This is a genomic window from Streptomyces virginiae, from assembly GCF_041432505.1.
Taxonomy (GTDB): Bacteria; Actinomycetota; Actinomycetes; order Streptomycetales; family Streptomycetaceae; genus Streptomyces; species Streptomyces virginiae_A.
Window position 1 is genome coordinate 2,413,324 of sequence record NZ_CP107871.1, and the last position, 11,455, is coordinate 2,424,778.

Genomic DNA, 11,455 nt, shown 5'->3' on the forward strand with positions numbered 1-11,455 from the left:
CGAAACCTAACCGGCGACGGCCTTCGGTCGCGAACCGGTCTCATGTGCCGGTCGCGCGGGTCGCGCCGCGTGCCGGGCCCGCCGGAGATGCGACCCCCACAGCGCCGCACCCGCCCCCGCGGCGAGCACTGCGCAGAGCGGCCACAGCAGCCCGGGCGCGGCGGAGTACAGGGCTCCGCCGAGCGGCGGCCCGAGGACGACCCCGCTGACCGACACGCCCGCGTACAGGCTCTGGAACCGTCCGATGGCGTGCTCGGGCGCCTGGTCGGCCATGTAGGCGGTGGCAGTGGTCTTGTAGAGGATCTCCCCGAGGCTGAGCAGGATCATCATCGCCACGGCGCTCCCGATCCCGGCCCCGAGCAGCAGCGCCGCGTACCCGGCCCCGACGAGCACCATCCCGGTGCCGATGACCGGCAGGGCGGGCCGCTCGCGCAGGGCTACGGCGGCGGGCAGTTCCAGCAGCAGGATCACCCCTCCGTTCAGGGCGACGACGAGCCCGAAGACGCGCGCGTCCAGGCCGTGGTCGGCGAGGAAGGCCGGGAAGGTGGAGTACTGCTGGCGGTAGACGACGTCGGTCACCAGGATCGCGCCGAGCAGCACCAGCACGGCGGGGCGGGCGCGCAGTTCGCGCCGGAGGCTCTGTTCGCCGTGGCCCGGACCCCCGTCCTGGGCCACGGCGGGTATGCGGGAGACGCCGCGGGCCGGGACGACCCGCGCGGTCCAGACGGCGAAGAGGAGCGTGCCGATGCCGTCGCCGACGAAGAGCCAGTCGTAGGAGAGGCCGGTGGCGACCAGGGCGCCCAGGGGCGGCCCGAGGGTGAATCCGCCGTTGGAGACGCAGCGTACGAGGGCGAAGGCCTGGCGGCGGGCCCCCTCCGGGACGGCGACCGCGACCAGCGCGGAGTTGGCGGCCCGGATCACGCCGGAGGCGTACTGGGCCACCGGCAGGGCCGCGTACAGCAGCGGGGTGGGCAGCAGCGGGAGCACGGTCAGGGCGATGCCGCCGAGGGTGGCGGCGGCGAGCAGTACCCGGCGGTGTCCGAAGCGGTCGCCGTACCAGCCGCCGGTGAAGTTGCCGGCGATCAGGCCGACGCCGCCGATGCCGACTACCAGGCCCGCCTGGGCGGCGCCGAGGCCTCTCGGGCCGGTCAGGTAGAGGAAGACGAAGACGAACGTGAAGCTGACGACGGCGTTGACGAAGACCCCCGCAGCCAGCAGCCACACAACCCTCGGTATGTCCTTGAAGCCCTGCAGCACACCCGTGTCCCCCTGCACCCATCGAGTAAGTTCCCTTTAGGAACTGACTATGTCAGCATGGCAGCCTTGGGGTCAACGGACAAAGGAGTGCCATGGCCCAGCGCACACACCTCGGCGACGCGGACTGCGCCATCGCCCAGGCCCTCGATGTGGTGGGCGACTGGTGGACGCTGCTGATCGTGCGCGACGCCGCGCGGGGTCTGCACCGCTTCGACGAGCTGCAGCGCGAGTTGGGGATGTCCCGCAAGGTGCTGGCGGAGCGGCTGAAGCTGCTCGTCGAGGCCGGGGTGCTGTCGCGCGAGCCGTACCAGGAACGTCCGGTGCGGCACGAATACCGGCTGACCCCGCGCGGGCGGGGGCTGCTGCCCGTCCTGGTGGCCCTCCAGGACTGGGGAGACACCTGGGTCCTGGGAGAGGGAGAGATGACGGCGACGACCGACGAGGCCTCGCGTGAGGCGGAACGGGTGCACGCGCTGCGCGGTACGCGGGTGCCGCCGCTGCTGCTGCCGGACCGTTTCGGCGAGTCGAGCGACCCGGTGGCGGACACCCCGTTCACGGTCCTGTACTGCTTCCCGGGCGCGTACGCGCGCGCCGAGTCCTACCCGCCCGGCTGGGCCGGGATCCCGGGCGCCAAGGGGTGCACGTTCGAGTCGTGCACCTACCGGGACCAGCTCGCGGAGTTCACCGCGGCCGGCGCCACGGTGCACGGGGTGTCGACCCAGCGCCCGGACGAGCAGCGGGAGTTCGCGGAGCACGAACGGCTGCGCTTCCCGCTCCTGTCGGACGCGGACCTGGCCCTGACCGCCGCGCTGCGCCTGCCGACGTTCCGCGCGGCGGGCACGAGCCGGATCAAGCGGCTGACGCTGGTCATCGACCGCGACCGCACCGTCCGCGAGGTGATCTACCCGATCCAGGACATCGAGGCGAGCGTGCAGGCGGCGCTGACGGCCGTCCGCTCCGCGGGCTAGGGCACGGCCGCGCGGACGACTCCGCGCCGCCTCGCCCTCCGGGCCCGACCCGAGCCGAAGCCGGTCCTCAGGCGCCCGACGGACCGGAAGATCCGGCCCCGCCCCGCCCGGGCCGCAGCAGCCTCCCCAGGATCTCGCGGGCGTACGCCTCGTCGTACGGGGCGTCCGTCAGCAGGACCTGCAGCCCGATCCCGTCCATGGCCGCCACCAGCGCCCGCGCGGTCACCGGGTCGGTCCGCGGCGTCAGCGCCGCCGCCACCGCCTCGCACCACTGCGCCGCCACCGGGCGCAGGGCCGGGCGGCGCAGCGCCGCGAGGTAGAGCTCGTACTCCAGCTCGACCCGGCCCCGGTCCGCCGCGAGGGACTCCCCGAGCAGGCGGGCCAAGGCCTCGGCGAGGTCCGCGTCCGGGTCGGCCAAGGCGGTGGAGCGCGCCACCGCCTGGGCGAAGCCCTCGTTGGCCTGGCGCAGCGCGGCGACCAACAGGTCGTCCAGGGTCTTGAAGTGGTACGTCGTCGACCCGAGCGGTACGTCGGCGGCGGCGGCCGCGCTGCGGTGGGTCAGCCCGGCGATGCCCCGCTCGCCCACCACCCGGAGCGCGGCGTCGATGATCCGCTGCCGCCGGTCCGGGTCGTACCGCCGTCCGCCGGCGGGCATCAGTGGGCCCCGCCGAGGTTCAGCAGGACCACGCCGCCGATCACCAGGGCGATGCCGGCGATCTTGGCGGCGGTGGCCGCCTCGCCCAGGAACACCATGCCGATGGCGGCGATCGCGGCGGTGCCGACGCCCGCCCATATCGCGTACGCCGTGCCGACCGACATCGACTTCAGCGTCTGCGCGAGCAGGGTGAAGGCGATGGCGTAGCCGAGCAGGGTGCCCAGCGACGGCCACAGCTTGGTGAAGCCGTCGCTGTACTTCATGGCGGTGGTTCCGGCGACCTCGGCGGCGATGGCCGCGGCAAGCATGACGTAGGGCATGCGTACAACTGTACACAGCGATGCGTACGGGCGTACACATCCAGGCGAATCCACTGCCATGCTCCTGACATGCTGAGATACGGTGTGCCTTCGTCGGGGGAACGAGAAGACGGAGCACACGCATGACGCAGAACGCAGGCTGGGGATCCACGGGGGCACCCGGGCCGGGCGGGCCGGCAGGCCCGGGCGGCGCGCCCCACTGGGGTGGATGGGCCCCGCCGCCACCGCCGCAGCCCGGGACGGTACCTCTGAAGCCCCTGGGCCTCGGGGACGTCGTGAGCGCCACCTTCGCCACCCTCGGCCGCCACTGGAAGCAGCTCGCCGGTGTGATGCTGGCCGTGCTGGGCCTGTGCCTGCTGGTCATGGGCCTGCTGGCGGGCGTCGCCGTCGCCGCGGTGTACGACCACATCGAGCCGGTCTTCGACCCGCCCTACGGGCAGGACCCGGCGGCCGAGCACCTCACCCCGATCATCGTCGCGGGTGTCACGCTGTTCGTTCTGCTGTTCGCCGTGGGGCTGCTGAGCATGGCCGTGGTCACCGCCGCGTGCCCGGCGGTCCTCCAGCAGGCGGTCCTCGGCCGGCCCACCACCTTCCGCGCGACGTGGCGCACGGCCCTGCGGCGGACTCACTCCGTCCTGGGCACGCTGGTGCTCACGGGGCTGATCGCGGGCGCTCCCGTGCTCGCCGCCATGGCGGTGTGGATTCCGGTGATGGTCGTCTCCGTCTCCGGCGACGACCCGTCGCCCGCGGCCCTGGTCCTCCTGCCCGTACTCCTGCTGCCCGCCGCCGCGGTGTCGGTCTGGCTCGGCACCCGGCTCAGCCTGGCCCCCGCCGTGGCGGTGATGGAGAACGCCGGCCCCGGTACCGCGCTGCGCCGCTCGGCCGCGCTGGTCAAGGGCGACTGGTGGCGGATCTTCGGCATCACCCTGGTCGGCAGCATGATCGCGATGAGCATCGCCTACATGATCCAGATGCCCTTCCAGCTCATCGGCACGTTCGGGATGATCCCGATCATGGCCGAGACGGGCGAGGTGGCGGAGGGGTCCGGCCCGCCGACGGGCATGATCGTCGCCCTCGCGTTCGCCTTCCTGTGCATCATGGTCGGCGGCGGCGTGAGCCAGATGTTCCAGATCGGGTACACCCAGCTGTTCAGCAATCTGCTGTACGTGGACCAGCGGATCCGGCGCGAGAACCTCGCGCCGGCCATCCTCGCCGAACTCGCCGCGCCGGCTCCCGCCGCCGGACCCGTGCCCACGCCCGCGAACCCCCCCGCGAACCCGCCTGCAGACACGCCCGCGCACACGCTCACGGACTCCGACGCACCCACCGTCGCGCACCCGGACCGGCCGGGACCGCGACCCGAACCGCGACCCGAACCGCGACCCGAACCGAAGACGGAGCCTGAGCCGGAGACGGAGCCGGACACCCTGCCCGACAGGCCGAAGGACGACTGAGCGGCCCGACGGACCGCCCCGCGAACACGAGAAGGGCCCCCGGCACGATGCCGGGGGCCCTTCCTCGTTCAGAACTCGGAACCGCTCAGACGTTGAAGCCGAGCGCGCGAAGCTGCTCGCGGCCGTCGTCCGTGATCTTGTCCGGGCCCCACGGCGGCATCCAGACCCAGTTGATCCGAAGCTCGCTGACGATGCCGTCCGTCGCCGACTTCGCCTGGTCCTCGATGACGTCCGTCAGCGGGCAGGCCGCCGAGGTCAGGGTCATGTCGAGGGTGGCGATGTTCGCGTCGTCGATGTGGATGCCGTAGATCAGGCCCAGGTTGACGACGTCGATGCCCAGCTCGGGGTCGACCACGTCGTAGAGGGCCTCGCGGACCTCCTCCTCGGTGGCCGGCTTGATCGACGCCTCGGGCGTCGCGTTCTCGGTCATGCCGTCTTCCTCTCCGCGTCGCCCAGAGCCTGGGCCGTCGCGTCCTTCCACGCCATCCAGCTCAGCAGAGCACACTTCACGCGAGCCGGGTACTTGGAGACGCCGACGAACGCGACCGCGTCCTCCAGCACCTCCTCCATGGCCTCGTCGGGCTCGACCTTGCCCTTGGACTGCATCATCTCCAGGAACACCGCCTGGATCTTCTGCGCCTCGGCCAGTTCCTTGCCCACGAGCAGCTCGTTCAGCACGGACGCGCTGGCCTGGCTGATGGAGCAGCCCTGGCCCTCGTAGGAGACGTCGGTCAGCGTCTCGCCGTCGTACTTCACGCGCAGCGTGATCTCGTCACCGCACGTCGGATTGACGTGGTGCACCTCGGCATCGCCGTCGCGCAGGCCACGCCCGTGCGGGTGCTTGTAGTGGTCCAGGATCAGTTCCTGGTACATCGAATCCAGCTTCACTGCGTCCTCGTCGCCTCGTCCGTCAGCCGAAGAAGTTCCGTACGTGCTCCAGCCCGTCGATCAGCGCGTCGACCTCGGCCGGAGAGGAGTACAGGTAGAAAGACGCTCGCGTCGTCGCAGGAATTCCGTAGCGCAGGCAGACGGGGCGCGCGCAGTGGTGTCCCACGCGGACCGCGATGCCCTGCTCGTCCAGAACCTGACCGACGTCGTGCGGGTGGATGTCACCCAGGACGAAGGAGATCGCGGCGCCGCGGTCCTCGGCCGTGGTGGGGCCGATGATCCGCAGGTCGGGCACCTCCGCGAGACGCTTGATCGCGTACTCGGTGATCGCGTGCTCGTGCGCGGCGATCTTGTCCATGCCGATCGCGGTCAGGTAGTCCACGGCCGCGCCGAGGCCGACGGCCTGGGCGATCGGGGGCGTACCCGCCTCGAACTTGTGGGGCGCCGGGGCGTAGGTCGAGGCGTGCATCGACACGGTCTCGATCATCTCGCCGCCGCCGAGGAACGGAGGCAGGTCCTCCAGGAGCTCCTGGCGGCCCCACAGGACGCCGATGCCGGTCGGGCCGCACATCTTGTGACCGGTGAAGGCCACGAAGTCGGCGCCGAGCGCCTGCACGTCCAGCGGCATGTGCGGGGCGGCCTGGGAGGCGTCGATCAGCACGAGGGCGCCGACGTCCTGGGCGCGCCGCACGATCGCCTCGACCGGGTTGACCGTGCCCATGATGTTGGAGACCAGCGTGAAGGAGACGATCTTCGTCTTCTCCGTGATGACCTCTTCGATGTTGGACAGGTCGAGCCGGCCGTCGTCGGTGAGGCCGAACCACTTCAGCTTCGCGCCGGTGCGCTGCGAGAGCAGCTGCCACGGCACGATGTTGGAGTGGTGCTCCATCTCCGTGATGGCGATCTCGGTCTCGCGGTCGACCCGGTAGGGCTCGTCCGCCCAGCCGAGCATGTTCGCGACCAGGTTGAGCGACTCCGAGGCGTTCTTGGTGAAGATCACCTCGTCGCGGCTCGGCGCGTTGATGAAGGCGGCGACCTTGTCGCGAGCGCCCTCGTACAGCGCCGTGGCCTCCTCGGCGAGCACGTGCACGCCACGGTGGACGTTGGCGTTGTGCTGCTCGTAGTACTCGTTCAGCGCGTCGAGCACCTGGCGCGGCTTCTGCGAGGTCGCCGCGTTGTCCAGGTAAACGATCTTCTTCCCGTCGTGGACCACACGATCCAGAAGGGGGAAGTCCTTTCGGATCGCCTCGATGTCGAGGAGGCCAGGCAACTGTGTCACGCGGTCGCGCCACCCTTCGTGCTGTACGACTCGTAGCCTTCGGCCTCCAGCTTGTCGGCGAGCTCGGCGCCACCGGACTCGGCGATGCGGCCCTCGGAGAAGACGTGGACGAAGTCGGGCTTGATGTAGCGGAGGATCCGCGTGTAGTGCGTGATCAGCAGCGTGCCGACCTCACCGGTCGCGCGGACGCGGTTGACGCCCTCGGAGACCTGGCGCAGGGCGTCGACGTCGAGACCGGAGTCGGTCTCGTCGAGGATCGCGATCTTCGGCTTCAGGAGCTCCAGCTGCAGGATCTCGTGGCGCTTCTTCTCACCGCCGGAGAAGCCCTCGTTGACGTTGCGCTCGGCGAAGGCCGGGTCCATCTGGAGCTGCTCCATCGCGGACTTGACCTCCTTCACCCAGGTACGCAGCTTCGGCGCCTCGCCGCGGATCGCGGTGGCCGAGGTGCGCAGGAAGTTGGAGACCGAGACACCGGGGACCTCGACCGGGTACTGCATCGCGAGGAAGACGCCGGCGCGAGCGCGCTCGTCGACGGACATCTCCAGGACGTCCTCGCCGTCGAGGGTCACGGTGCCACCGGTGATGGTGTACTTCGGGTGACCGGCGAGCGAGTACGCCAGGGTGGACTTGCCGGAGCCGTTCGGACCCATGATGGCGTGCGTCTCACCCTGCTTGACGGTGAGGTCGACGCCCTTGAGGATCTCGCGGGCGCCGTTCTCGGCCTCGACGGAGACGTGCAGGTCGTGGATTTCAAGCGTTGCCATGGATACCTCAGGACTCCTGGGTGAGGGAGACGAGCACGTCGTCCCCTTCGATCTTTACGGGGTATACGGGGACGGGGCGCGTCGCGGGCAGACCCGAGGGCTTGCCGGTGCGCAGGTCGAAGGCCGACCCGTGCAGCCAGCACTCGATCATGCAGTCTTCGACCTCGCCCTCCGAGAGCGAGACGTTCGCGTGCGAGCAGATGTCGTTGATCGCGAACACCTCCCCCTCGGTGGAGACGATGGAGACCGGCGTGCCGTCGAGTTCCACCCGCTTGGGGGTGTCCTCCTCCAGCTCGCTGAGCGCGCAGGCCTTGACGTAATTCATCAGACGGAACCCTGGAGCTCGGTCTCGATCTTGTTGAGCAGACGCTCCTCGATGTCGTCGACACCGATCTGCTGGACGAGCTCCGCGAAGAAGCCGCGGACGACCAGGCGGCGGGCCTCGTCGGCCGGGATGCCACGGGCCTGCAGGTAGAAGAGCTGCTCGTCGTCGAAGCGGCCGGTCGCGGAGGCGTGGCCGGCGCCGACGATCTCGCCGGTCTCGATCTCCAGGTTCGGCACCGAGTCGACCCGCGCGCCGTCCGTGAGGACGAGGTTGCGGTTCATCTCGTAGGTGTCGGTGCCCTCGGCGGTCTTCTCGATGAGCACGTCACCGATCCAGACCGCGTGGGCGTCCTGACCCTGGAGCGCGCCCTTGTAGACCACGTTCGACTTGCAGTGCGGGGCGTCGTGCGTGACCAGGAGGCGGTGCTCCTGGTGCTGGCCGGCGTCCGTGAAGTACAGGCCGAAGAGCTCGGCCTCGCCGCCGGGGCCCGCGTAGCTGATCCGCGGGTGGAGGCGGACGACGTCGCCACCGAAGGTGACCACGATCGACTTGAAGGTCGCGTCACGGCCGACCAGCGTGTTGTGCTGGGAGCAGTGGACGGCGGTGTCGTCCCAGTCCTGCACGGACACGACGGTGAGCTTGGCGCCGTCGCCGACCAGGAAGTCGACGTTGGCGGCGCGCACGCCGTCACCCGTGTGGTCGATGACGATGACGGCCTCGGCGAAGGCCTGCACGTCGAAGACGGTGTGGCCGAAGGTGGTGCCGCCCTCGCCGTGCAGCGTCACGCGCACCGGCTCGGTCAGGACCGTCTCCTTGGGCACGGTGACGACCGTGGCCTTGGCGAAGGACGAGAACGCCTGGGCGGCGATCCGGTCCACCGGGGTGCCGGCCTTGCCGATGCGCGCGTCGCCGCGCTCCACCGACTCGACCGTGACGCCCTCGGGCGCGTCGATCTGGGCCTTCATGGTGCCGTTGGCGACCGCGGTGCCGTCGTGCAGGCCCTTGAGGCGGGCGAGCGGCGTGAAGCGCCACTCCTCCTCGCGGCCGTTCGGAACCGGGAAGTCCGCCACGTCGAAGGACGGGGGCGCACTCATCCGGGTGGCGACGGTGGACTCGGCGGCCACCGCGATCGCGCCGGCGGTGGTGGAACCCGCCGGAATGTTCTGAGCCTCAGCCATGGCTGTCGTCTTGCTCACTCTCTTTGAAGAACACTGCCTACGTAGAAGGATGTGCGGCGGGGGACGCCGCGCGACCGGCGGTCAGCCGACCGATCCCTCCATCTGCAGCTCGATCAGCCGGTTCAGCTCCAGCGCGTACTCCATGGGCAGCTCACGCGCGATGGGCTCGACGAAGCCGCGCACGATCATGGCCATGGCCTCGAACTCCGTCATACCGCGGCTCATCAGGTAGAAGAGCTGGTCGTCGGAGACCTTGGAGACCGTGGCCTCGTGGCCCATGGAGACGTCGTCCTCGCGGACGTCCACGTAGGGGTACGTGTCCGAGCGGGAGATCGTGTCGACCAGGAGCGCGTCGCAGAGCACGTTGGACTTCGAGCCGTGGGCGCCCTCGCCGATCTCGACCAGGCCTCGGTACGAGGTGCGGCCGCCGCCTCGGGCCACCGACTTGGAGACGATGTTCGAGGAGGTGTGCGGCGCCATGTGGACCATCTTGGAGCCGGCGTCCTGGTGCTGGCCCTCGCCCGCGAAGGCGATGGACAGGGTCTCGCCCTTGGCGTGCTCGCCCATCAGGTAGACGGCCGGGTACTTCATGGTGACCTTGGAACCGATGTTGCCGTCGATCCACTCCATGGTCGCGCCCTCGTACGCCACGGCGCGCTTGGTGACCAGGTTGTAGACGTTGTTCGACCAGTTCTGGATCGTCGTGTAGCGGCAGCGGCCGCCCTTCTTGACGATGATCTCGACCACGGCGCTGTGCAGCGAGTCCGAGGAGTAGATCGGGGCGGTGCAGCCCTCGACGTAGTGGACGTAGGCGTCCTCGTCGACGATGATCAGCGTCCGCTCGAACTGGCCCATGTTCTCCGTGTTGATACGGAAGTAGGCCTGGAGCGGGATGTCGACCTTCACGCCCTTGGGGACGTAGATGAAGGAGCCGCCGGACCACACCGCGGTGTTCAGCGACGCGAACTTGTTGTCGCCGACCGGGATGACCGTGCCGAAGTACTCCTGGAAGAGCTCCGGGTGCTCCTTGAGCGCGGTGTCCGTGTCGAGGAAGATGACGCCCTGCTCCTCCAGGTCCTCACGGATCTGGTGGTAGACGACCTCGGACTCGTACTGGGCCGCGACACCGGCGACGAGGCGCTGCTTCTCCGCCTCCGGGATGCCGAGCTTGTCGTACGTGTTCTTGATGTCCTCGGGCAGGTCCTCCCACGAAGCGGCCTGCTTCTCGGTGGAACGCACGAAGTACTTGATGTTGTCGAAGTCGATGCCCGAGAGGTCGGAACCCCAGTTCGGCATGGGCTTCTTGTCGAACAGCTTCAGGCCCTTGAGGCGGAGGTTGAGCATCCACTCCGGCTCGGACTTCTTCGACGAGATGTCGCGGACGACCTCTTCGGACAGACCCCGCTTGGCAGCGGCACCGGCCGCGTCGGAGTCGGCCCAGCCGTATTCGTAGGTGCCCAGGCCATCGAGCTCAGGGTGAGCGATCTCCGTGGTCATGCGGGGTTCCTCCCGGCCGTACTTGCAGATACTGATGTGTCGGTCTGTGTGGTGCTCGCGCTACGCGGAATGAACGTCGTGCACACCCCGTCGCCATGGGCGATCGTGGCGAGGCGCTGCACATGGGTCCCGAGCAGGCGGGAGAAGACCTCGGTCTCCGCCTCGCAGAGCTGCGGGAACTGCTCGGCGACGTGCGCGACCGGGCAGTGGTGCTGGCAGAGCTGTTCACCGCTGTGCGGACCGGGAGCGCTCTTCGCCGTAGCAGCGTACCCGTCCACGGTCAACGCCCTGGCAAGGGCCTCTGTGCGCTCCTGCGGTGCGGCGGCCTCGACGGCCTCCTGGTAGGCGCGCGCCTGCGTCTCCATCCGCGACCTGGCGAAGGCGGCGACGGCCACCTCGCCCTGCTCGCCGCCGCCGACCGACTGCGCGATCCAGCGCAGGGCGTCCGCGGCGAGCGTGTCGTAGGACTGGTCGAAGGCGTCGCGGCCGCAGTCGGTGAGCGCGAAGACCTTGGCGGGCCGACCCCGGGTGCGCGCACCGTACACACGCTGCTCACGGGGTTCGACCACGTCGTCGGTGACGAGCGTGTCGAGGTGGCGGCGGACGGCGGCCTGGGTGAGGCCGAGACGCTGGGCGAGGTCGGCGACGGTGGACGGACCGTGGTCCAGGATCGAGCGCGCCACCCGGTTGCGGGTTGACCGCTCCCCGGTGCCGAGCTCCCCCTGAGGGGTGTCGATCTGCCGTTCGCCGTATTTCACAACGCCATTGTTGCGTAATTAACCGAGCGGCGACAAGCCGTGATGGACGCCACGCCTGGTGGCCTCCATCACTAAGGGTTACCTTATTTATCGACGGAGAGTTATTCGGACG

General features: G+C 69.8%; 13 protein-coding genes. 2 read left to right on the forward strand and 11 right to left on the reverse strand.

Features of this window, described 5'->3' with window-relative positions:
• Positions 1–6: 6 nt before the first annotated feature.
• Positions 7–1,275 (reverse strand): MFS transporter, encoded by a 1,269-nt coding sequence (locus tag OG624_RS11310; protein ID WP_033220669.1) that lies wholly within the window; start codon positions 1,273–1,275, stop codon positions 7–9.
• A 74-nt stretch (positions 1,276–1,349) separates the two neighbouring features.
• On the opposite strand from OG624_RS11310, the gene OG624_RS11315 reads away from it, so the two are divergent.
• Positions 1,350–2,225 carry a winged helix-turn-helix transcriptional regulator gene (locus tag OG624_RS11315; RefSeq protein ID WP_161293998.1) on the forward strand — a complete coding sequence of 292 codons (876 nt, stop codon included), beginning with the start codon at positions 1,350–1,352 and terminating at the stop codon, positions 2,223–2,225.
• Positions 2,226–2,292: 67 nt separating this feature from the next.
• Here the strand turns inward: OG624_RS11315 and OG624_RS11320 are convergent, their stop codons facing one another.
• Complete coding sequence (locus OG624_RS11320; protein ID WP_033220673.1) at positions 2,293–2,880, reverse strand: TetR/AcrR family transcriptional regulator; 588 nt, start codon at positions 2,878–2,880, stop codon at positions 2,293–2,295.
• Complete coding sequence (locus OG624_RS11325; protein WP_030720338.1) at positions 2,880–3,200, reverse strand: DMT family transporter; 321 nt, start codon at positions 3,198–3,200, stop codon at positions 2,880–2,882. Before OG624_RS11325 ends, OG624_RS11320 begins: the two co-directional genes overlap by 1 nt.
• Positions 3,201–3,475: 275 nt before the next feature.
• Here OG624_RS11325 and OG624_RS11330 point away from each other — a divergent pair, with 275 nt between their 5' ends.
• Entirely contained in the window at positions 3,476–4,654 is a 1,179-nt protein-coding gene (locus tag OG624_RS11330; RefSeq protein WP_371639382.1) for a hypothetical protein, read from the forward strand.
• An 85-nt stretch (positions 4,655–4,739) separates the two neighbouring features.
• Here OG624_RS11330 and OG624_RS11335 read toward each other — a convergent pair whose 3' ends face one another.
• The 8 genes from OG624_RS11335 to OG624_RS11370 form a co-directional block, all read right to left on the reverse strand.
• Positions 4,740–5,084 carry a metal-sulfur cluster assembly factor gene (locus OG624_RS11335; RefSeq protein WP_030009139.1) on the reverse strand — a complete coding sequence of 115 codons (345 nt, stop codon included), beginning with the start codon at positions 5,082–5,084 and terminating at the stop codon, positions 4,740–4,742.
• Positions 5,081–5,542, reverse strand: a complete 462-nt coding sequence (gene sufU / locus OG624_RS11340; protein WP_030720344.1) for a Fe-S cluster assembly sulfur transfer protein SufU — start codon at positions 5,540–5,542, stop codon at positions 5,081–5,083. The genes OG624_RS11335 and sufU overlap by 4 nt, the downstream gene beginning before the upstream one ends.
• Before the next feature lie 22 nt (positions 5,543–5,564).
• Positions 5,565–6,821: a cysteine desulfurase gene (locus OG624_RS11345; RefSeq protein ID WP_030009137.1), complete on the reverse strand. Its 1,257-nt coding sequence runs from the start codon at positions 6,819–6,821 to the stop codon at positions 5,565–5,567.
• Complete coding sequence (gene sufC, locus OG624_RS11350) at positions 6,818–7,585, reverse strand: Fe-S cluster assembly ATPase SufC (RefSeq protein ID WP_030720347.1); 768 nt, start codon at positions 7,583–7,585, stop codon at positions 6,818–6,820. The genes OG624_RS11345 and sufC overlap by 4 nt, the downstream gene beginning before the upstream one ends.
• Before the next feature lie 7 nt (positions 7,586–7,592).
• Positions 7,593–7,910 carry a bifunctional 3-phenylpropionate/cinnamic acid dioxygenase ferredoxin subunit gene (locus tag OG624_RS11355; protein ID WP_030388907.1) on the reverse strand — a complete coding sequence of 106 codons (318 nt, stop codon included), beginning with the start codon at positions 7,908–7,910 and terminating at the stop codon, positions 7,593–7,595.
• Entirely contained in the window at positions 7,910–9,088 is a 1,179-nt protein-coding gene (gene sufD, locus OG624_RS11360) for a Fe-S cluster assembly protein SufD (RefSeq protein WP_033220680.1), read from the reverse strand. The genes OG624_RS11355 and sufD overlap by 1 nt, the downstream gene beginning before the upstream one ends.
• Positions 9,089–9,169: 81 nt before the next feature.
• Entirely contained in the window at positions 9,170–10,585 is a 1,416-nt protein-coding gene (sufB, locus tag OG624_RS11365; protein ID WP_033220682.1) for a Fe-S cluster assembly protein SufB, read from the reverse strand.
• Positions 10,582–11,343 carry a helix-turn-helix transcriptional regulator gene (locus OG624_RS11370; protein WP_033220683.1) on the reverse strand — a complete coding sequence of 254 codons (762 nt, stop codon included), beginning with the start codon at positions 11,341–11,343 and terminating at the stop codon, positions 10,582–10,584. Before OG624_RS11370 ends, sufB begins: the two co-directional genes overlap by 4 nt.
• Positions 11,344–11,455 lie beyond the last annotated feature (112 nt).

Coding starts and splice junctions, on each gene's coding strand:
- OG624_RS11315 (WP_161293998.1), top strand. CDS start 1,350: ATGGCCCAGCGCACACACCTCGGCGACGCGGACTGCGCCATCGCCCAG.
- OG624_RS11320 (WP_033220673.1), bottom strand. CDS start 2,880: ATGCCCGCCGGCGGACGGCGGTACGACCCGGACCGGCGGCAGCGGATC.
- OG624_RS11325 (WP_030720338.1), bottom strand. CDS start 3,200: ATGCCCTACGTCATGCTTGCCGCGGCCATCGCCGCCGAGGTCGCCGGA.
- OG624_RS11335 (WP_030009139.1), bottom strand. CDS start 5,084: ATGACCGAGAACGCGACGCCCGAGGCGTCGATCAAGCCGGCCACCGAG.
- sufC (WP_030720347.1), bottom strand. CDS start 7,585: ATGGCAACGCTTGAAATCCACGACCTGCACGTCTCCGTCGAGGCCGAG.
- OG624_RS11355 (WP_030388907.1), bottom strand. CDS start 7,910: ATGAATTACGTCAAGGCCTGCGCGCTCAGCGAGCTGGAGGAGGACACC.
- sufD (WP_033220680.1), bottom strand. CDS start 9,088: ATGGCTGAGGCTCAGAACATTCCGGCGGGTTCCACCACCGCCGGCGCG.
- sufB (WP_033220682.1), bottom strand. CDS start 10,585: ATGACCACGGAGATCGCTCACCCTGAGCTCGATGGCCTGGGCACCTAC.